The organism is Aerococcaceae bacterium DSM 111021, from assembly GCA_020112395.1.
GTDB lineage: Bacteria > Bacillota > Bacilli > Lactobacillales > Aerococcaceae > Ruoffia.
This window is the reverse complement of record JACCEK010000001.1, coordinates 319,212-340,292: the sequence shown is the minus strand read 5'-3', so window position 1 is coordinate 340,292 and position 21,081 is coordinate 319,212. Positions and strand designations below refer to the sequence as shown.

The 21,081-nt window shown below is 35.0% G+C and carries 17 protein-coding genes and 1 pseudogene; 16 read left to right on the top strand and 2 right to left on the bottom strand.

Annotation, left to right across the window (positions count from 1 at the left end; genetic code table 11):
• The 7 genes from ribF (at position 1) to lepA (ending at position 9,092) form a co-directional block, all read left to right on the top strand.
• Positions 1-960: a riboflavin biosynthesis protein RibF gene (gene ribF, locus HYQ40_01615; protein MBZ6526456.1), complete on the top strand. Its 960-nt coding sequence runs from the start codon at positions 1-3 to the stop codon at positions 958-960.
• Positions 953-1,825 carry a YitT family protein gene (locus HYQ40_01610; protein ID MBZ6526455.1) on the top strand — a complete coding sequence of 291 codons (873 nt, stop codon included), beginning with the start codon at positions 953-955 and terminating at the stop codon, positions 1,823-1,825. The genes ribF and HYQ40_01610 overlap by 8 nt, the downstream gene beginning before the upstream one ends.
• Before the next feature lie 130 nt (positions 1,826-1,955).
• A complete protein-coding gene (gene hrcA, locus HYQ40_01605; GenBank protein MBZ6526454.1) occupies positions 1,956-2,972 on the top strand; it encodes a heat-inducible transcription repressor HrcA in 1,017 nt (338 codons plus the stop codon).
• A 22-nt stretch (positions 2,973-2,994) separates the two neighbouring features.
• A complete protein-coding gene (grpE, locus tag HYQ40_01600; protein MBZ6526453.1) occupies positions 2,995-3,567 on the top strand; it encodes a nucleotide exchange factor GrpE in 573 nt (190 codons plus the stop codon).
• Between the two features lie 22 nt (positions 3,568-3,589).
• A complete protein-coding gene (gene dnaK, locus HYQ40_01595; GenBank protein ID MBZ6526452.1) occupies positions 3,590-5,416 on the top strand; it encodes a molecular chaperone DnaK in 1,827 nt (608 codons plus the stop codon).
• Between the two features lie 152 nt (positions 5,417-5,568).
• Positions 5,569-6,717, top strand: a complete 1,149-nt coding sequence (gene dnaJ, locus HYQ40_01590) for a molecular chaperone DnaJ (protein ID MBZ6526451.1) — start codon at positions 5,569-5,571, stop codon at positions 6,715-6,717.
• Between the two features lie 551 nt (positions 6,718-7,268).
• Positions 7,269-9,092, top strand: coding sequence for an elongation factor 4 (gene lepA / locus HYQ40_01585; GenBank protein ID MBZ6526450.1), 1,824 nt, complete (start codon positions 7,269-7,271; stop codon positions 9,090-9,092).
• 81 nt (positions 9,093-9,173) lie between these two features.
• On the opposite strand, the pseudogene HYQ40_01580 reads toward lepA, so the two are convergent.
• Positions 9,174-9,675: pseudogene (locus tag HYQ40_01580) on the bottom strand (hypothetical protein).
• A 278-nt stretch (positions 9,676-9,953) separates the two neighbouring features.
• Here HYQ40_01580 and HYQ40_01575 point away from each other — a divergent pair.
• The 9 genes from HYQ40_01575 (at position 9,954) to pip (ending at position 20,309) form a co-directional block, all read left to right on the top strand.
• Entirely contained in the window at positions 9,954-11,630 is a 1,677-nt protein-coding gene (locus tag HYQ40_01575) for a formate--tetrahydrofolate ligase (protein MBZ6526449.1), read from the top strand.
• 56 nt (positions 11,631-11,686) lie between these two features.
• The gene (locus HYQ40_01570) at positions 11,687-11,869 is read left to right on the top strand and encodes an LPXTG cell wall anchor domain-containing protein (protein MBZ6526448.1); all 183 of its coding nucleotides are present in this window, start codon (positions 11,687-11,689) and stop codon (positions 11,867-11,869) included.
• 131 nt (positions 11,870-12,000) lie between these two features.
• The gene (locus tag HYQ40_01565; GenBank protein ID MBZ6526447.1) at positions 12,001-13,719 is read left to right on the top strand and encodes an ABC transporter ATP-binding protein; all 1,719 of its coding nucleotides are present in this window, start codon (positions 12,001-12,003) and stop codon (positions 13,717-13,719) included.
• A 131-nt stretch (positions 13,720-13,850) separates the two neighbouring features.
• Complete coding sequence (locus HYQ40_01560) at positions 13,851-15,752, top strand: ABC-F family ATP-binding cassette domain-containing protein (GenBank protein MBZ6526446.1); 1,902 nt, start codon at positions 13,851-13,853, stop codon at positions 15,750-15,752.
• 17 nt (positions 15,753-15,769) lie between these two features.
• Complete coding sequence (locus HYQ40_01555) at positions 15,770-16,714, top strand: thymidylate synthase (protein ID MBZ6526445.1); 945 nt, start codon at positions 15,770-15,772, stop codon at positions 16,712-16,714.
• Positions 16,715-16,726: 12 nt separating this feature from the next.
• Positions 16,727-17,227, top strand: a complete 501-nt coding sequence (locus HYQ40_01550) for a dihydrofolate reductase (GenBank protein MBZ6526444.1) — start codon at positions 16,727-16,729, stop codon at positions 17,225-17,227.
• Complete coding sequence (purB, locus tag HYQ40_01545; GenBank protein MBZ6526443.1) at positions 17,227-18,525, top strand: adenylosuccinate lyase; 1,299 nt, start codon at positions 17,227-17,229, stop codon at positions 18,523-18,525. The genes HYQ40_01550 and purB overlap by 1 nt, the downstream gene beginning before the upstream one ends.
• A 16-nt stretch (positions 18,526-18,541) precedes the next feature.
• Positions 18,542-19,357: a pyrroline-5-carboxylate reductase gene (gene proC, locus HYQ40_01540; protein ID MBZ6526442.1), complete on the top strand. Its 816-nt coding sequence runs from the start codon at positions 18,542-18,544 to the stop codon at positions 19,355-19,357.
• Between the two features lie 13 nt (positions 19,358-19,370).
• Positions 19,371-20,309 carry a prolyl aminopeptidase gene (pip, locus tag HYQ40_01535; GenBank protein MBZ6526441.1) on the top strand — a complete coding sequence of 313 codons (939 nt, stop codon included), beginning with the start codon at positions 19,371-19,373 and terminating at the stop codon, positions 20,307-20,309.
• A 52-nt stretch (positions 20,310-20,361) separates the two neighbouring features.
• Here pip and HYQ40_01530 read toward each other — a convergent pair whose 3' ends face one another.
• On the bottom strand, positions 20,362-21,006 hold the full coding sequence (locus HYQ40_01530) for a hemolysin III family protein (protein ID MBZ6526440.1): 645 nt from the start codon (positions 21,004-21,006) through the stop codon (positions 20,362-20,364).
• Between the last annotated feature and the right edge of the window lie 75 nt (positions 21,007-21,081).

Here is a 21,081-nt window from a genome sequence, read left to right as displayed (position 1 = left end):
ATGGAGATAATATATTTAAGCCATCCCTATAATCCGGATAAAATCCCTGATGAATCAGTCGTAATGACATTAGGGTTTTTTGATGGCGTTCACCTAGGTCATCAAAAAGTAATAGAACGAGCAAGAGAAGAAGCAAATAAAAGAGGACTCAAATTGGCGCTAATGACTTTTAATCAACATCCAAGAATAGTTTATGAAGATCTTAATTTAGATTCGTTTAATTATTTAACAACAAATAAACGAAAAGCAGAATTAATGGAGCAATTTAATGTTGATATATTATATATCGTTGATTATACATTCTCGTTCGGAACTCAAACACCACAGGAATTTGTTGAGGAATATTTAGTGAGTTTAAATACAGAAGTAGCAGTCGCTGGTTATGATTATACATACGGAAAAAAAGAAATTGCAAACATGCATACACTACCAATCCATGCATCTGATCGCTTTGATGTCATTGAAGTTGATGAACTATCATCACATCATATGAAGATATCTACTACTCGTATTAAAGAATTAATATATAATGGGGAAGTAACTCAAGCAAATAACGACTTAGGTTATATTTATGAAGTATATGGTACAGTCATCCATGGCGAAAAAGTAGGTCGAACATTAGGTTATCCTACTGCTAATATTCAAGTAGCTCACCCTCAATTATTGCCAGGAATCGGTGTTTATGCCGTTGAGATTAAAATAGGTGATACTTGGCATCTGGGAAGTGCTTCAATAGGTCATAATATAACATTTTATGATAATCATGATTTAACTTGTGAAGTATATATATTGGACTTTAATAAAATGATTTATGGAGAGAAAGTAAGAGTAAGATGGCACCATTATTTAAGAGGTGAATATAAATTTGATAATATAGATGGTCTAATTGATCAATTAAAAATAGATGAAGAAAATACTAGGATCTATTTTAAGCAATTAAATGGTGATGCAAATGTATAAAAATATTTTTAAAAATTTGTTTCTCGTTTTACTAGGAACTTTCATCTTTTCACTAGCAATTAATTCAGTTGTTATACCCAATCAACTTGGTGAAGGTGGGGTCACTGGTATAACCTTACTATTTTATTATGTATTTGGAATTAGTCCAGCTCTAAGTAACTTAATTATAAATACAATTATAATGCTAATTGGATGGAAATTTCTTGAGAAAGAAACAATCATTTATACATTAGTTGCTATTGTATCCATGTCATTCTTTTTAGAATTTGTAGTTTTACCAGGGTTCCAACCAGATAATACCTTACTTGCACCATTAAGTAGTGGTTTTTTAATTGGTTTGGGAATAGGAATTGTTATTCTTGGTCATGGTACTACTGCCGGTGTTGATATTATTGCTTTAATTATTAATAAGTATATGGGACTGCAAGTTTCAGTGGCTTTATTAATCATTGATATCATGATTGTTATTCCTTTAACATTGGTTATTGGGTTAGAAAAAGGAATACTGACACTGATTTCACTATATATAACTAGTAAATTATTAAACTTTGTTATGGAAGGGTATAATCCTAAAAAGGCAGTGATGATTGTATCCAATCAACACGATGTGATTGCAGAAGAGATTATGAAAAGAGTTGATCGTGGTATCACAGTGCTGAAAGGCTATGGTTATTATTCTAAAGTAGAAAAGGATGTTCTATATGTAGTGATTAATCGAATTCAATTAGTTAAAGTACAACGAATTATCAATGAGATAGATTCAAATGCATTCGTGACTGTTACTGGAATTCAACAAGTTTTAGGTGAAGGATTCACATTTCATTTGGAAAATCCGCATGAAATCGAAGAAAGTGAAGTTATTTAGCACTCTGTAACTAAGAGTGCTATTTTTTTTGTTTATTTTTGCCAAAAGTCTTGACAAACAACTTGGTAGGTTGTATTATAATAACAGTTAGCACTCAGATAACTTAAGTGCTAATAAGTGGGGTGAGAATATGTTGACATCAAGGCAACAGGAAGTTCTGAATTTAATTATACAACTTTATGGACAGTTTGAAGAGCCTATTGGATCTAAAACTTTACTTAGAGAGAGTTACTTGGATGTTAGTCCTGCAACAATACGTAATGATATGGTCGTTCTAGAACAACTTGGTTTTCTAATGAAAGCTCATACTTCTAGTGGACGTATTCCATCAAAAGATGGTTATCGTTATTATATCGAAGGTATTATTCGTCAAGAAGATAAGCAATTACCATTACTTGATGATGATGCTAATTTTGAGGAGTTAACCCAAGCGAGACATTACAGTCCATTACAACTGACACAACTTTGTGCAGATATTTTAGTTTCATTGACTGGATTTACAGCAGTGGTTCTTGGACAAGACAAAGAGTCTCATTACTTTGATGAGTTTAAGTTAGTGCCAATTGATCGCACTCGATATATATCAATTGTTATGACTGATAAAGGGAACATCGAAAGTGAGCAAATTGATCTAAAAGTATCATTATCAAAAGATGATATTTCAAAGTTAGTAAATATGATTAATGACGAACTTAAAGGAGTTGTACTTGAAGATGCTTATCAAAGGATGAAGTTAGGGATACCTTTACTAACACAACGTTTGACAGGGTATCAATTGGATTTCTCTCCATTGATTGAAAAATCTATGCACCACATAAAAGGACACCGCTATTACATAAGTGGAAAAAGTAATATATTTGATTTAATAGATGGACAGACAAGCAGAGATGCACTTAAGCATTTATTCGATTTAATAGATGGTTCAAGAGAAATGTATCAATTGCTTGAAGATCAAGATGAAGGTATTAATATTAAGTTCGGCTATGAGTTTTTAGCTGATAGTGTTGCGAACATAAATCTTCTGACAGGCTCCTTCGTTAATCAAAATCAAAAGATTATATTAGGATTACTTGGTCCTACGACAATGTCCTATGAAAGAGTAATAGCTTTATTAGAAATGATGATAAGTAAATTATCGATTCAATAAGATTAATGAAGGAGGGTGTCAATTGACAGAACAAGAAAATAATAACGAAGTTGTTGATGAAACTACAGAGAACTTAGAAGCAGTTCCATCAGAAGAGACAACGACTGATTCGCCCGAGGTTTCAGAACAAGAAACAGGCGAGGTATCAGAATTAGAATTATTACAACAAGAAAAAGAAGAATTAGAAGACAAAGTATTACGTCTGCAAGCAGAGATGGCTAATATGCGACGAATTAATACGCGAGAGAGATCAGATGCAGCTAAGTTCAGATCACAAAATTTAGCGACGTCACTCTTAGATGTCATTGATAACTTAGAACGCGCTCTACAAACTGAAACACCATCTGAAGATGGTGAAGCACTTAAAAAAGGTGTAGAGATGGTTCATAACCAATTTAAAAATGCATTTGAAAAAGAAAAAATTGATACAATCGACCCATTAAATGAAGAATTTGATCCAAACTTCCACCAAGCTGTAAGTGTAATGCCTGCTGGAGATGGACAAGATAGTAATACTGTTATACAAGTTTTACAAAAAGGATATCGAATTGATAACCGCGTCATTAGACCGGCAATGGTTATCGTATCAGAATAACAATTAAAAGGAGAAATGTAATATGGCTAAAATTATTGGTATTGACTTAGGTACAACAAACTCTGCTGTAGCGGTTCTTGAAGGTGGAGAAGCGAAAATTATTCCCAACCCAGAAGGAAACCGTACAACACCATCTGTTGTAGCTTTAAAAAATGATGAAATTCAAGTAGGGGAAGTTGCTAAGCGTCAAGCTGTAACAAACCCTGATACTGTAAGTTCAATTAAACGTCACATGGGTGACAACTACAAAGTATCAATGGGAGATAAAGAATATACTCCGCAAGAAATTTCTGCAATGACTCTTCAATACATTAAGAGCTATGCTGAAGATTACTTAGGTGAAAAAGTTGATAAAGCAGTTATTACTGTTCCAGCTTACTTTAATGATTCACAACGTCAAGCTACTAAAGATGCAGGTAGAATTGCTGGTTTAGAAGTTGAACGTATTGTTAACGAGCCAACAGCAGCGGCATTAGCTTATGGTTTAGATAAAACGGATAGTGAAGAAAAAATCTTGGTATTTGACTTAGGTGGAGGAACGTTCGACGTTTCTATCCTTGAGTTAGGAGATGGAGTATTCGACGTACTTTCTACATCGGGTGATAACAGTTTAGGTGGAGATGACTTTGATGAGAAAATTATTGAATATCTAGCCGAAGAATTCAAAAAAGAAAATGGAATTGACTTAACTAAAGATAAAATGGCTGGACAACGTCTTAAAGATGCTGCTGAGAAAGCTAAAAAGGATTTATCTGGAGTTACTTCAACTCAAATTAGTTTACCATTCATCACAGCTTCAGATGCTGGACCATTACACTTAGAAACGTCATTAACTCGTGCTAAGTTCGAAGAATTAACAGATGAATTAGTAGAGCGTACTAAACATCCAGTTCGTCAAGCATTAAAAGATGCTGGTGTAGATAAAAATGAAATTGACCAAGTTATCTTAGTTGGTGGATCTACTCGTATTCCAGCAGTAGTTGAAGCTGTACGTAAAGAAACTGGTAAAGAGCCTAACAAATCAGTTAACCCTGATGAAGTAGTAGCGATGGGTGCTGCAATTCAAGGTGGAGTTATCTCAGGTGACGTTAAAGATATCGTATTACTTGATGTTACACCATTATCACTAGGTATCGAAACAATGGGTGGAATCTTCACTAAATTAATCGATCGTAACACAACAATTCCAACGAGTAAGTCACAAGTATTCTCTACTGCAGCTGATAACCAACCAGCAGTAGATGTACACGTATTACAAGGTGAGCGTGAAATGGCTCAGGATAACAAAACACTAGGAAGATTCCAATTAACGGATATTCCACCAGCACCACGTGGAGTTCCTCAAATCGAAGTATCATTTGATATCGATAAAAACGGAATTGTTAACGTAAGTGCTAAAGACTTAGGTACTCAAAAAGAACAAACAATTACAATCAAATCATCTTCAGGTCTTTCAGATGAAGAAATTGATCAAATGGTTAAAGATGCAGAAGCAAATGCTGAATCAGATAAAGAACGTCGTGAAGAAGCAGACTTACGCAATGAAGTTGATCAATTAATTTTCACTACGAACAAAACTTTAGAAGATTTAAAAGATAAAGTTTCTGAAGAAGAAGTTACACAAGCAGAGTCAGCACGTGATGAATTACAAGCAGCTATCGATGCGAACGATTTAGAAGCAATGAAAGAAAAACGCGATGCTTTAAACGAAGTAGTTCAAAACTTAACAGTTAAATTATACGAACAAGCGGCAGCAGAGCAACAAGCTCAAGCAGACGCTTCAGGTGAAACATCTGAAGATGACGGCGTAGTAGACGCTGAATTTGAGGAAGTTGACGACGAAGAGTAATTTGTATAGAATGACTACATTAAGATGTTAATCTATAGCCGAGGGCATCAATTCCCTTGGCTTTTTATATAATCTGACATATCGCTCGTTTGATTTCTATTAGATGAGTTGAGTTAATATTGATTGTCATCATTTAAAGAAGGAGGTAGATTATGGCAGAGAAACGTGATTATTATGAAGTGCTAGGCTTGTCTCGTGATGCAGCAGATGCAGAGATTAAGAAAGCATATCGTAAATTATCAAAAAAATATCATCCAGATATCAATAAAGATGAAGGTGCTGAAGATAAGTTTAAAGAAGTGTCTGAAGCATATGAAGTACTTAGTGATTCACAAAAGCGAGCTGCTTATGATCAGTATGGACATGCTGCAAATGATCCAAACTTTGGCGGCGGATTCGGTGGTGGATTTGGTGGCGGAAGCTACGGCGGTGCTGGATTTGGTTTCGAAGATATTTTTGAACAATTCTTTGGAGGTTCAGGTGCATCTCGTCAGAGCCCTAATGCACCGAGACGTGGAAGTGATTTACAATATCGTGTGACTTTAACTTTTGAAGAAGCTATCTTTGGAAAAGACGCGACTGTAAAGTACAATCGTAATGAAGAATGTCATACTTGTCATGGTTCAGGAGCAAAACCCGGAACAAGCCCAGTAACTTGTTCTAAGTGTCATGGTTCTGGTGCAGTTCAAGTAGAGCAAAACACACCTTTCGGTCGTGTAATGACACAACGCGCATGTGATGTGTGTTCTGGAACTGGACAAGAAATCAAAGAAAAATGTGAAACGTGTCATGGTGCTGGGATTGAAAACAAAGAACATTCTGTTAAAGTAACTGTTCCAGCTGGTGTTGAAAATGATCAACAAATTCGTTTAACTGGACAAGGTGAAGCTGGTCAAAACGGTGGACCTTATGGAGACTTATATGTTGTCTTTAGAGTACAGCCAAGTGAAGAGTTTGAACGTGATGGTACGGAAATATATTATGAACTACCTATTACATTTGTCCAAGCAGCTTTAGGTGATGAAATAACTGTGCCTACAGTTCATGGTAAAGTGAAGTTGAAGGTACCAGGTGGTACTCAAACAGGTACGAGTTTCCGTCTCAAAGGTAAAGGTGCCCCAAGTTTAAGAGGTAATTTCACTGGGGATCAACATGTGAAAATTAAAGTTGTTACACCGAAGAAATTGTCAGATAAGGAACGTGAATTATTCCAAGATTTAGCTGATGAATCAGGCCAAACTGTTCGTGCGAATAATGAAGGTGGATTTTTTGATAAGATGAGAGATATGTTCGATAAATAATATTTAAAGCTACCCATTGTTAAGTCAATGGGTAGCTTTTTTAGATAAAGATGTTGCCGTTGTGTAAAAATGACCATAATTTTACGCTTATTCCAATGAGAACAGCTCAGGACCATAGTAGAACGCTTTTAGCTAATTACAACAGATTTCGCCTATGGATTAATTTATTTATCTAAGCATACTGGAGAGTTTGCGGAGCAGGTTAGTGTGTCATGAAAAGGAGGAACTAACACACTAGAAGCTGTGCGAATGAACAGTGAGTTCCAGATTCAATAGGTTGGTGAGTCGAAAGTTCCTAAATATAAATTCATTAGTATTATATTTAAAGCTGAAGATGATTTCATGGTTACAATGAATATGTTCCACTGACACAGAAGTTTATGGAAAACTCTCGTTTTTACACTAAGTTAAATTTAGACTTGTATATTGATGAATAGATAATTTAATAAAAAAGCATTAAGAACCCTATTAATATGCTATAATATTTGGTATGATTAAGTGTGAGAATTTTTGTAGGTAAGCCATCTGGCTATAAAGGAAGTGAAGGTTTTATGAATATAAATGAAATGCGAGAAAGACAAAAAAGAATAAGAAACTTCTCGATTATTGCACATATTGACCACGGTAAATCAACTTTAGCTGATAGAATTTTACAACAGACACATTCTGTAGCTGACCGTGATATGCAGGCTCAGTTACTTGATTCAATGGATCTTGAGCGTGAACGTGGAATTACTATTAAACTTAATGCGATTGAATTAACATATAAAGCTAAAGATGGAGAAGATTATATTTTTCATTTAATTGACACGCCTGGACACGTCGACTTCACATATGAAGTTTCACGTTCTCTAGCGGCATGTGAAGGTGCTTTATTAGTAGTTGATGCTGCGCAGGGTATTGAAGCTCAGACATTAGCAAACGTCTATTTAGCTTTAGATAATGATTTAGAAATTTTACCGGTTATTAACAAAATTGATTTACCAGCAGCAGATCCTGAACGTGTTCAATTTGAGATAGAAGATATCATAGGCATTGATGCGTCAGAAGCTGTTCATGCAAGTGCAAAATCAGGTATCGGAATTGAAGACATATTAGAGCAAATTGTTGAAAAAGTTCCAGAACCACAAGGTGATGTTGAAGCACCACTTAAAGCTTTAATTTTTGACTCAGCATATGATAGCTACCGTGGGGTTGTCTTAAGTATTCGAGTGGTGGATGGAGTATTGCGTGCGGGCGATCGAATGATGTTGATGAGTAACAATAAAGAATTCGAAGTAGTTGAGGTTGGTATTTTCTCGCCATCTCCAATTAAGCGTGATTTCTTAATGGCAGGAGACGTAGGATACGTAACTGCTAATATTAAAACCATTCAGGATACGCGTGTAGGTGACACAATCACTCTGGCAGATAGATCTACCGATGCTGCTTTAGCGGGGTACCGTAAGTTAAATCCTATGGTTTATGCAGGTGTATATCCAGTGGATTCAAGTGATTACAATGATTTAAGAGAATCTTTGGAGAGATTACAATTAAATGATGCAGCTCTTCAATTTGAGCCAGAGACATCACAAGCTCTAGGATTTGGTTACCGTACAGGGTTCTTAGGTCTATTACACATGGATGTTATCCAAGAACGTTTAGAGCGTGAATTTAACTTAGATTTGATAATGACTGCACCTTCAGTTATTTATGAAGTGATTAAGACAGACGGCTCTAAGTTAATCGTGGATAATCCATCGATGATGCCTGATAATACTGAAGTTGACAAGATTTTTGAGCCATATGTTAAAGCAACAATCATGGTACCAAATGAATATGTTGGTGCCGTCATGGACTTATGTGAGCGAAAACGTGGTAACTTTATGACTATGGATTACTTAGATGAATATCGAGTGAACGTAGTATATGAGATGCCAATGGCCGAAATAATTTTTGACTTTTTTGATAAATTAAAATCAAATACAAAAGGGTATGCTTCCTTAGAATATGAAGTTATCGGATATAAAGAATCTAATTTAGTTAAATTGGATATTTTACTTAATGGTGAAGTGATTGATGCGTTTAGTACAATTGTTCACCGTGATTTTGCCTTTAACCGAGGGAAAGAATTAGCAAGTAAACTTAAGGGAATCATTCCACGTCAAATGTTTGAAATTCCTGTACAAGCAACTATCGGTAATAAGGTTATAGCTCGTACAACGATTAAAGCATATCGTAAAGATGTTACAGCTAAGTTATACGGTGGGGATGTTTCTCGCCGTAAAAAACTTCTTGAAAAACAAAAAGAAGGTAAGAAAAGAATGAAGTCAGTCGGAAGTGTAGAAATTCCGCAGGAAGCATTCATGGCTGTATTGTCTATGGACGAAGATTAACGTGTATATAAAAAGCATCCACTCGTGGATGCTTTTTATATACCGAAATTTATTTGATTAAACCAGATTCAAAGAAGTTAATTAGAAAAACGCTTTAGTATCTTTTGCATCTATATGTCGGTGCATCTTCAGTATAATAAAACGAGCAATCGGCTGAGCAATGATTGCTTCGACAAAAAATGCGATTGCAAAATTTCTTGGCCAGTTATTAGGGAAGGTTTGGAATAGTATTGTAGTTATTTTCCCCATACCAATCCAAGTCGCAACAATTGTAAGCACAATAGACATTATAAACGCATTGACTAAATAACTTACAATCACATGTGCATTAAAACTATCATCTATTTTTTATTAGTTTATTTGATATTTTTGTTGCTGGATTATGAGTTAAAAGAACTAAGATAACTACGACTATCCAAATATAAGGCATTACTTGGAATGTATTTTGCCAATTTTTTAAACTAAACCCCATCTCTAACATTGTGATAAATGGTGCGATAATATTAACTGATAGTACAGATAGTATTATCAAAAACACCAGAAATTCTTTTCCATTTCTCGGTAATTTCATATGAAACTCCATAAATTATATCTCCTTTATAACTTTGGACACAAAAAAAACAGCACAAAGCTATATTATTTGCTTTACGCTGATCAATTATACGCAGTAAATACGTATATATTTTAGCTAATTCTTTAATCTAATTTAAAACAATATGCTTTTAATTTTACATCTGGTTTTATTAATGTAAGAAATACGAATATTTTGAGAGGTATTTATAAATGAATTATCCGTAATGCTATGCAACCGCTCTTATATGTTATAATGTATTGAACACATTATTAACGAGGAGTGGTTATTTGAGTCATTTAACAGATAGTCAGATTGCAAAGCAAGCTAATATACAGCCTATTAAAAAAATTGTTGAACAGTTAGGAATAACAGATGAAGAATTTATTCCATATGGCTATCATAAAGCGAAGATTGATGTGGATATAAGCCAGGAAATGTTCAATGAAAATAAAGGAAAGCTCATTTTAGTTACAGCAATTTCACCAACTCCTGCTGGAGAAGGAAAAACAACAGTATCTGTTGGACTTGCGGATGGATTAGCAAAAATTGGTAAGAAATCAGTCCTTGCTCTTCGAGAACCTTCATTAGGTCCCGTATTCGGAATGAAGGGTGGTGCTGCTGGAGGCGGGTATGCTCAAGTTATACCAATGGAAGATATTAACTTACATTTTACGGGTGATTTCCATGCAATTTCTTCAGCTCATAATTTAATTTCTGCATTATTAGATAATCATATTCATCATGGTAATGAATTAAAAATAGATTCACGAAAGATACATTGGAAACGCGTTGTTGATATGAATGATCGTCAATTGCGACATATTGTTAATGGGCTGAATGGCTCAACGAATGGAGTGCCTAGAGAAGATGGTTATGATATCACTGTAGCTTCTGAAATTATGGCTATTTTTTGTTTGGCGGAAGACTTATCTGATTTGAAACAAAGAATTAATCGAATCATAGTGGCATATGATTATGACAACCAACCTGTTACTGTAGCACAATTAAAGGGTGCAGGGGCTGTGACCGCTCTATTAGTTGATGCTTTTAAGCCTAATTTAGTTCAAACACTAGAGAATACACCGGCATTTATCCATGGTGGTCCATTTGCAAACATTGCTCATGGATGTAATAGTATATCAGCAACCAAGCATGCTATGTATTATGGTGATTATACTGTGACTGAAGCTGGATTTGGTGCCGATTTAGGTGCTGAGAAATTCATTGACATAAAGTGTAGAACAGCAGATATTTCGCCTGATGCTGTTGTCGTTGTAGCAACTGTTAAAGCATTGAAAATGCATGGTGGCGTTTCTAAAAAACATTTAAATGAAGAGAATGTCGAAGCTGTGAAAAAAGGACTTATTAATCTTAAACACCATATTCATACAATGAGAGAAGAGTTTAATTTAAATACGGTAGTAGGTATTAATCATTTTTACACCGATACGGATGCTGAAATTCAAGTTATCTTAGATGCCTGTCAAGAATGGGGGATAAGCGCTGCTGTAGCTAAAGTATGGGAACATGGTGGTGATGGTGCAATTGAACTAGCACAATTAGTTGTGGATGCATGTGATAATAATACCCAGCTAAAATATGCCTATGAATTAAATACGTCTTTAGTTGATAAAGTAAACCAAATCGTGAAAAAGGTTTATGGCGGAAATGGTGCAGTATTATCTAAGAAAGCTGTGAGACAGCTGAAAGAAATTGAGGGTGCTGGCTTTGGTGACCTACCGGTATGTATGGCAAAAACACAATATTCTTTATCTGACATAGCTTCATTAATTGGAGCGCCAACTAATTTTGATATTCATATTAATGAATTACGACTTTCGGCTGGTGCAGGATTTATTGTTGCAATTACAGGAACAATTATGACTATGCCAGGATTACCAAAGAAACCATCAGCAGAAGGTATTGATGTTGATGTTAAAGGGAATATAACTGGCTTATTCTAATCATATTACATATAATATATGATGAATGAAACATTTTGTAGATGAGGAGTATTCTTATGAAGAAAACATTTTTATTTAGTTATATACTAACTTTATTCATGTTCTTCCCTGTAGAAGTTAATGCAATGGAAGTATTGCCTAATACTGGAGAAGCAAACAGTTGGATTTTAATTCTAATTGCAGCAGTTGCGGTTGTAGCTGGAATCTGGTTGGTTGTATCTTCAAGAAATAAAAAGTAATACATATTGAAATAATTTGTTAGCATGGTATTTGAGTAATTTCAAAACCATGCTTTTTTATTTTATTGCTTTGAAATTACTATATCATTGAGGTAGAATGATTAGTGATTTAATGTCGAAGGAGTTATACTATGTTAAAAAAATTTTTCTCTTATTACACACCTTACAAAAAATTATTTATCATAGACTTTTTTTGTGCGGTACTTTCAGCAATATTGGAACTATTCTTTCCAATTGCAGTAAATATGGTGATTGATCAAATTTTACCACAAGGTAATCTACGCCATATAGTCATGTTCTCGGTACTTTTATTAGCATTATACTTATTTAATACAACGATGAATTATATTGTAGTATCTATTGGACATTTATTTGGAAGCTATATTGAAACAGATATGCGTCGTGAGTTATTTGGGCATTTTCAGAAACAATCGTATGCTTATTTTGATAAGATGAAAACAGGGGACTTAATGAGTCGAATTACGACAGATTTATTTGAGATTAGTGAATTAGCTCATCATGGTCCGGAGGATGTTTTCATTACAATAATGACTTTAGTGGGTGCATTTTTACTCATGTTGAATGTTCATGTGCCTCTTGCATTAATGACTGTGGCCTTAATTCCAATATTGGGAATTATGCTTGGCATATTTAGTCGGAGAATGGTCAAGGTTAATATGAGTATTAAACAAAACCTAGGGCATTTTAATGCAGGTATCCAAAATTCTATTAGTGGTATGCGGGTAGTGAAGGCTTTTGCTAATGAAGATTTTGAGAAGAATATTTTCACAGATTTAGCTGAACGCTATCGTTTAACTATGGTTGATTTTTACAATTCTATGGCAATTAGCTTTTCATTTAATTATATTATTATGCGACTGATTAACTTATTCGCATTAATTGCCGGCTCTTACTATATAATAATCGGAGAGTTAACTATCGGAGAATTAGTTGGGTACATATTACTTTCTAATGTATTTGTTCGTCCACTTGAAAGAATAAATGCAATGTTAGAAGTTTATCCAAAGGGCTATGCAGGTTTTATGAGGTTACAAGAAGAGTTAAGTAAACAACCAGATATTATCGATAGCGAAAATGCAAAAGAAGCACCAGAGTTTTCAGGGAATATTCGTTATGAAAATGTCTCTTTTGGTTATAGTCAAGAAAGACCTGTGCTTGAAAAAGTTAATATAGACATTAAGGCCGGTCAAACTGTAGCATTTGTTGGCCCAAGTGGCTCTGGAAAGACAACACTCGTGAACTTATTACCTCGTTTTTATGAAATTTCGGACGGACAAATAAATATAGATGGCATTGATATAAAAGATGTTACGATGCAATCATTACGTAAACAAATAGGGATTGTTCAACAAGATGTTTTTTTATTCGACGGCACGATTAAAGAGAATGTGTTATACGGACGATTAGATGCAACTGATGAAGAAGTTGAAGCTGCGATTAATTCAGCAAAATTACGTGAAGTGATTTCAAATTTACCAGATGGTATTAATACACAGATTGGTGAACGAGGGGTCTCTTTATCAGGTGGGCAAAAGCAACGTCTGTCTATCGCAAGAATTTTCTTGAAGAACCCTAAAATTCTCATTCTTGATGAAGCAACGAGTGCATTGGATACAGCTACTGAAAGGTTTATTCAAGCGTCACTTGATGAATTGTCACAAGGTAGAACATCATTAGTCATTGCGCATCGATTAGCAACAATCACTAATGCTGATCGAATTATCGTAGTGACACCTCAAGGTATCATGGAAGATGGAACGCATGACGAATTATTAGCTCGAAATAGTGTGTATGCAGATTTATATCGAAGTCAATTTGGCAAAGGGTAATTATGTCCAGGAACTTATGGTTCCTGGTTTTTTATTTTGTAAAGCATTAATAGACAAATAAAGTGCATCATTTTAAAATAGTCTAATCCGTTCTATGTTATAATATAGTGAATTTAGCGAGGAGTTTTGATATGAAAGAAATAAAAATAACTAATTTACATAAAACTTATGGAACAAAGACATTATTAGGTGGAGTAAATCTATCTATACGTACGGGAGATCGGATTGGACTAATAGGAGCTAACGGTACGGGGAAAAGTTCATTGTTAAAAGTCATTGCAAATATTGACAATTATGATGATGGTGAAATTGTAAAACCTAATGATTATCGTATCGGATACTTAGACCAACATCCAGAATTAGATGAGAATAAAACTATTTTGGAGACTGTATATGATAGTCCAGCACCTCAAATACAGAAATTATTGCATTATGAAAAAGCTCGGTTAGATTTAGAAAATGAACCAGAAAACATGACTTACTTTGATCGTTTCACTAAGATGAGTGACGATATGAATTTAAATAATGGTTGGGAAATAGAAGTGAATGCGAAAACCGTATTGAACCAATTAGGTCTAAAAGATTTAAGTCGTTCAGTGTCAACATGTTCTGGTGGAGAACGTAAACGTATCGGGATTGCTCAAGTACTTATATCTGAACCGGATTTATTAATATTAGATGAGCCGACCAACCACCTTGATATTGATTCAATACAGTGGTTAGAGAAGTATTTAGCATCATATAAAGGGGCGCTTTTGTTAGTGACACATGATCGATATTTCTTAGAGAGATCAGTGAACAAAATAATTGAGTTAAGCTTTGGTCAACTGAGAGAATACACGGGGAATTATCAAGCGTATTTAATTAAACGAAGTGAGGAAGCCGCCAATAATGAACGAATGCAAGAAAAACAAAATCGTTTATTCCAACAAGAGTTAGGTTGGATGCGTAAAGGGGCAAAAGCTAGAACAACTAAACAACAAGCTCGTATTAATCGATTTGACGACTTAAAAGATACCATTGATTCGCGTAATAAGGCAGAAGAAACAATTGATTTTAACTTTGATCAACAGCGAATTGGACAACGGATTATGGATTTAGAAAATGTATCTATTGAAATTGGTGATAAAACAGTTATTGAGAACTTTACGAAAAGCTTTGTTAAAGGTGAGCGCCTTGGCATAATTGGAGAAAATGGTGTTGGAAAATCAACTTTCTTGAATACTCTAGCGGGCTTACATCCAATTAAGAGCGGGGTCTACGAGATTGGGCAAACAGTTAAGATTGCTTATTACCGCCAATTAGATCAAGATTTACCTGGCGAGATGCGTGTTCTTAAATATTTAACACAAATCGCGGATGAATTCCAATCAGATGGCGGTCAATCAGTTTCAGCTGCTTCAATGTTAGAACAGTTTAATTTTCCACGTGTGACTCACGGTACACAAATTAAGTATTTATCTGGTGGTGAGCGACGTAGATTATATTTGCTAACTTTATTAATTCAAGAGCCAAACGTATTGTTTTTAGATGAGCCGACGAATGATTTAGATATTGAAACATTGACAGTTCTTGAAGATTATTTAGATTCATTTGTCGGAGTGGTAATAATCGTTTCTCATGATCGTTATTTTATTGATAAGACGGTCGACCAATTATTAGACGTTCAAGGGCATGGACAATTTAGTTTAATATATGGAAACTACAGCGATTACTTAGAAACTCAACGTAAAGAATCGAATCAAGTTACTAAAGTAGATAATAAAGTTGCAACAAAAGCAGTACTTGAAAAAGAGGTGACTGATAAAAAAGATAAGAAGCGAATGTCTTATCACGAGAAGAAAGAATGGGCAACGATAGAAAAAGATATTGAAGATACTGAAACAGAAATTGAAACTATCCAGACAGAAATGGGATCACAAGGTAGCGATGCGTTCAAGTTAATGGAATTACAAGAAAGATTAGAGTCGCTAGAGTTAGCTTTACTAGAGTACTATGACCGTTACGAGTACTTAAGTGAACTTTCACTTTAGAAAGGATGAGTAAACAAATGACAACGCAATATCAAGAACTAGTTAGAAAAGTATTAAACGAGGGTACGAAGAAAGAAGATCGTACAGGGGTTGGAACCGTTAGTCTTTTTGGTCACCAAATGCGTTTTAACTTACAAGAAGGGTTTCCTTTACTGACATCAAAACGTGTACCATTTGGGCTAATTAAATCTGAATTATTATGGTTTTTGCGTGGAGATACGAATATACGCTACTTATTAGAACACAATAATCACATATGGGATGAGTGGGCATTTAAAAATTATGTCGAAAGTGATGACTATAAAGGTCCTGATATGACTGATTTTGGCCTGCGAGTATTAGATGATGAAGAGTTCAAAGCGATTTATGATTCCGAGATGAGTAAATTTCAAGAAAAAATATTAAATGACGATGATTTTAGTGAGAAGTTTGGTCCCTTAGGTGATGTATACGGTAAACAGTGGCGTGCTTGGGAATTGCGCAATGGCGATACATTAGACCAAATCAGAACAGTCATTGAACAAATAAAGACTAATCCTGATTCAAGACGACATATTGTGACGGCTTGGAATCCTGAAGATGTTCCGACAGCTGCTTTACCACCATGCCATACTTTATTTCAATTCTACGTTGCGGATGGTAAGTTGAGTTGTCAATTATATCAACGAAGTGGGGATGTATTTTTAGGTATTCCATTTAATATAGCTAGTTATGCCTTACTAACACATCTTATTGCACGCGAAACTGGATTAGAAGTCGGAGATTTTGTTCATACTATAGGTGATGCACACCTTTATTCTAATCATATTGAGCAAGCTAATTTATTATTAGAGCGTGACGTTCGCCAGTTACCGACTTTAGTTATAAATAGTGATGCACCAATAGATCAAATTGATACCAATGATATTAAAGTAGAAGGTTATAAACCCCATCCTTCAATTAAAGCACCCATAGCAGTTTAAGGAAGTGAAAGAATGATAACTTTTGTGTATGCACAAGATTTAAACGGTGGAATTGGTTACCAAAACGATTTGCCTTGGAATTTACCGAATGATTTAAAGTTTTTTAAAGAAACAACAATGGGACATACTATGTTAATGGGGCGTCGAACATTTGAAGCCATGAACAAACGTTTGCTCCCTGGTCGAAAAACCGTTGTACTCACAACAGACAAGACATATGGACAAGATATACCTGGGCTTATGGTTATTCATACAGTTGAAGAAGCGTTAGAATTATCTGCCAACAATAATTTGATGGTCATAGGTGGTGCAAAAGTTTTCTTAGAGTTGGTTAATTATGCTGACAAAATTGTTAGAACAGTCATAGAGGAGAACTTTCCGAGTGATGTTGTTATGCCAGAAATTGACACCACGAATTGGGAGTTAACCAAAGTGCTTCAAGGCGAAACAGATGAAAAAAATATTCACACTCACCGTTATGAGTGGTGGGAACGTAAGAAAGAGGATAAATAATGACAATAGAACGTTATACACGGCCAGAAATGAAAAATATATGGTCACTTGAGAAGAAATATGAAACATGGTTAGATGTTGAGATAGAAGCATGTCAAGCATGGGCAAACTTAGGGGAAATACCACAAGAAGATGTAGACAAAATTAGAAAAAATGCATCTTTTACGGTTGATAGAATCTTAGAAATCGAAGAAGAAACACGACATGACGTTGTTGCTTTTACTCGATGTGTCAGTGAGAGTTTAGGCGATGAGAGTAAATGGATTCATTATGGTTTAACAAGTACAGATGTAGTTGATACGGCCTATGGGTTCCAATTAAAGCAAGTCAATGATATCTTACGTAAAGATCTTCAACATATCATTGACGTTGTAGGGGAAAAAGCAAAGCAACATAAATATACAATTCAAATGGGTCGAACTCATGGTGTTCATGCAGAACCAACGACTTTTGGATTGAAATTAGCAGGATTCTACTCAGAATTAAAACGAAATCAAAAACGTTTTGAAGAAGCAGCTAAAGATGTTGAAGCTGGTAAAATGAGTGGTGCAGTTGGATCTTTCGCAAATACACCCCCTGAAGTTGAAGCATTTGTATGTAAACAATTAGGGATTCGCGCACAAGATATTTCAACACAAGTTTTACCTCGTGATTTACACGCTCATTATGTAGCGGTTATCGCATTAATTGGTACAAGTATTGAACGTTTTGCGACTGAGATCAGAGGTTTACAAAAAACTGAAACTCGTGAAGTCGAAGAGTTTTTTGCTGCAGGTCAAAAAGGTTCTTCGGCAATGCCTCATAAACGAAACCCAATTGGGAGTGAAAACGTTACTGGTCTAGCGCGTGTGATGCGTGGTTACATTACACCAGCATTCGAGAATGTGGCATTATGGCATGAACGAGATATTTCACATTCATCAGCTGAGCGTATTATATTACCCGATACGACAACATTACTAAACTACCAAATAAATAGATTTGCAAAGATTATTGAAAGCTTAACTGTCCTACCTGAGAATATGCAACAAAATATGGACAAAACATATGGTTTAATCTATTCGCAACGTGTTATGCTAACATTGATAGATGCCGGTTTAACTCGTGAAGCAGCATATGATTTAGTCCAACCTTTAACTAAAATTGCATGGGATGAATCAGAATCATTTGAGGAATTAGTTAAGTCGAATGAAATTATAAATGAGAAGTTATCGAAAGATGAAATTGATAAATTATTTGATTCGTCTTATCATTTAACACAAGTAGACACAATCTTTAAACGCGTGGGATTAGATTAGAAAGAAGAGGGATATAATGCCTACAATCGGAATGATAGGAGTCGGAAACATGGGTTCTGCTATTGCTAAAGCAATACTGCGAGCGGGACACGAGATGATTTTACATAATCGAACGAAAGAAAAACTAACAACCTTAGCCAAACAGATTGGCGCTGATGTTGTAGGAGCTGAATCCTTAAGTGAACTCATCAACGAGTCTGACTTAATATATATAGGCGTTAAGCCCAATCAATTTCAGAACATTTTTGATCAACTTGATAATCTAATAACTGATTCTGAACCAAAAACATGGGTTAGTATGGCAGCTGGCTTATCGATTGAGCAATTAGAAGCTTTTACACCAGAATCTCATAAGTGGATTAGAACGATGCCAAATACGCCTGTAGAAGTAGGTGAAGGTTACATTGCTTATTGTACTTCGGAGAATATCGAAACCGAAAAGATAAATCTATTTGAAGAAAGTTTAAAAAATGCTGGTATTGTAGAGGCAATACCTGAATCATTATTTAACGCAGTGACTGGGCTAGCAGGCTCTAGTCCCGCGTTCATTTATCAACTTATAGAGGCAATGAGCGACGTTGGTGTAGAAAATGGATTATCCCGTGAGCAAAGTCGTAAGATGGCATCGCAGGCAGTAAAAGGCGCTTCTAGCATGGTGATTGAATCTGGCGGACACCCTAGTGAATTAAAAGATAGAGTAACGAGCCCAGGTGGGACGACGATAGCAGGAATTGTTGCGCTTGAACATGCTGGTTTTAAATCAGCTATTAACAAAGGTGTTACTGCCGCTATTAATAAATCCATTGAGATGAGTTCAAAAGATAAGAAATAGTGGAGGCGACGATATGACAATGGGTTATTTAAATACACTTGTTAATAAAAATACTTATATTGATGTTTCAGATAGGCATTCGCTATATATTGAAGAATGTGGAAATCCTGATGGCATACCAGTGGTCTTTCTTCATGGAGGACCAGGTGGTTCAATAAGTGAAAAATCACGTCGTTTCTTTAACCCGGAAAGATTTCGAATCATCCTATTTGACCAAAGAGGAACAGGACGCAGTAAACCCTTTTTATCACTAGAAAATAATACTGTAGATGCAAGTGTTGAGGATTTGGAAGTGATTCGAAAACACTTTGGGATTGATTCTTGGATTGTTTTTGGTGGCAGTTATGGTACAACTTTAGCTCTAGCTTATGGCATTAAATACCATGAAAGAATAAAGCGTCTTGTACTACGAGGTGTATTTTTAGGGAGACAATCAGATATTGATTGGCTATTTAAGTTTGGGGCTAGTGAATTTTATCCTTCAGAATTTGAAAAATATAAATCATTTATTGTTGAGGACAACCAAGATGATCTGGTAAGTGCTTATTTTAGCTTAATGACAGAGGGATCCAACCACGAAAGAGATGAAGCTTGTAGACAATGGAATGCTTGGGAATCAAGTATAGTTTTACATTTGCCAGTAGAAACATCTCAATCAAGTGTTAAACCGCAAGACTTATCCCTCGGGCTATTAGAAGCTCATTACTTTAAACATAAAATGTTTTGGGATGATGATAATTATATATTGAATAATATATCAGTTTTATCAAATACGCCTATTGATATTGTTCATGGTCGATACGATGTTGATTGTCGGGTGAGTGGTGCTTATGAGTTACAACAGAAGCTACCTCATTCTGAATTGAACATTGTTGAATCCTCGGGGCATTCCCCATTTGAGGAGAATATGATGTCAGCTTTGTTGAATATTATGGATAATTTAGCACAATAAAAAAACACATCCATTCGTTTAATGCAAAACGAATGGATGTGTTTTCGCGTTTTTAGACATAGAGTAAAACACTGATATACATGAAAAACGCACCAGCCATCACAAACAAGTGCCAAATAATATGCATCCATTTGTTGTTCTTCATACTATAAAAGATTACGCCTAGGGAATATACCATACCACCTAACGCTAATAACAATATACCAGTTAGATCAATGTTTTGTATCAATGGATAGATTATTCCAATACCTAACCATCCTAAGCCCAGGTACATGTAAGTACTTAGACGCGGAAATTTATTAATAAAAAATAATTCAAATAAAATTCCTACCAATGCTAATCCCCAAACCAGAACTAAGAAAAATATACCTAAGCGGCCACCTATACCTATAATTAAATAAGGAGTGTAAGTACCTGCAATTAATAAGTAGATTGCACCATGATCTAATCTTTGGAAAAAATCTTTGAATTTTGTGAAACTCAAACTATGATAAAGTGTAGAGTTTAGAAAAAGTAAGATTAAACTAGCGCCATATATGACGTAAGCGACAACTGCTTGAGTGGATGATAAATCTATACCTTTAATAATTAATAAGATCAATCCAATAATACTTAGAATAGTTCCTATACCATGAGTTACGGCATTTAAAACTTCGACTAATATTGCTTTCTTTTTTGATACAGGTTCGTTTGTCATATAATCACCTTTCCAGTTCCTTTTTTATATCTAATTTGATTATAACAAATAGAAAGGTATTGTACATAAAACTTG

Bases quoted from the DNA above. Each gene is read 5' to 3' on its own strand.
- hrcA (MBZ6526454.1), top strand. From the start codon at position 1,956: ATGTTGACATCAAGGCAACAGGAAGTTCTGAATTTAATTATACAACTT.
- dnaJ (MBZ6526451.1), top strand. From the start codon at position 5,569: ATGGCAGAGAAACGTGATTATTATGAAGTGCTAGGCTTGTCTCGTGAT.
- HYQ40_01610 (MBZ6526455.1), top strand. From the start codon at position 953: ATGTATAAAAATATTTTTAAAAATTTGTTTCTCGTTTTACTAGGAACT.
- HYQ40_01570 (MBZ6526448.1), top strand. From the start codon at position 11,687: ATGAAGAAAACATTTTTATTTAGTTATATACTAACTTTATTCATGTTC.
- lepA (MBZ6526450.1), top strand. From the start codon at position 7,269: ATGAATATAAATGAAATGCGAGAAAGACAAAAAAGAATAAGAAACTTC.
- proC (MBZ6526442.1), top strand. From the start codon at position 18,542: ATGCCTACAATCGGAATGATAGGAGTCGGAAACATGGGTTCTGCTATT.
- HYQ40_01555 (MBZ6526445.1), top strand. From the start codon at position 15,770: ATGACAACGCAATATCAAGAACTAGTTAGAAAAGTATTAAACGAGGGT.
- HYQ40_01560 (MBZ6526446.1), top strand. From the start codon at position 13,851: ATGAAAGAAATAAAAATAACTAATTTACATAAAACTTATGGAACAAAG.
- ribF (MBZ6526456.1), top strand. From the start codon at position 1: ATGGAGATAATATATTTAAGCCATCCCTATAATCCGGATAAAATCCCT.
- HYQ40_01565 (MBZ6526447.1), top strand. From the start codon at position 12,001: ATGTTAAAAAAATTTTTCTCTTATTACACACCTTACAAAAAATTATTT.
- HYQ40_01530 (MBZ6526440.1), bottom strand. From the start codon at position 21,006: ATGACAAACGAACCTGTATCAAAAAAGAAAGCAATATTAGTCGAAGTT.
- dnaK (MBZ6526452.1), top strand. From the start codon at position 3,590: ATGGCTAAAATTATTGGTATTGACTTAGGTACAACAAACTCTGCTGTA.
- pip (MBZ6526441.1), top strand. From the start codon at position 19,371: ATGACAATGGGTTATTTAAATACACTTGTTAATAAAAATACTTATATT.
- purB (MBZ6526443.1), top strand. From the start codon at position 17,227: ATGACAATAGAACGTTATACACGGCCAGAAATGAAAAATATATGGTCA.
- HYQ40_01550 (MBZ6526444.1), top strand. From the start codon at position 16,727: ATGATAACTTTTGTGTATGCACAAGATTTAAACGGTGGAATTGGTTAC.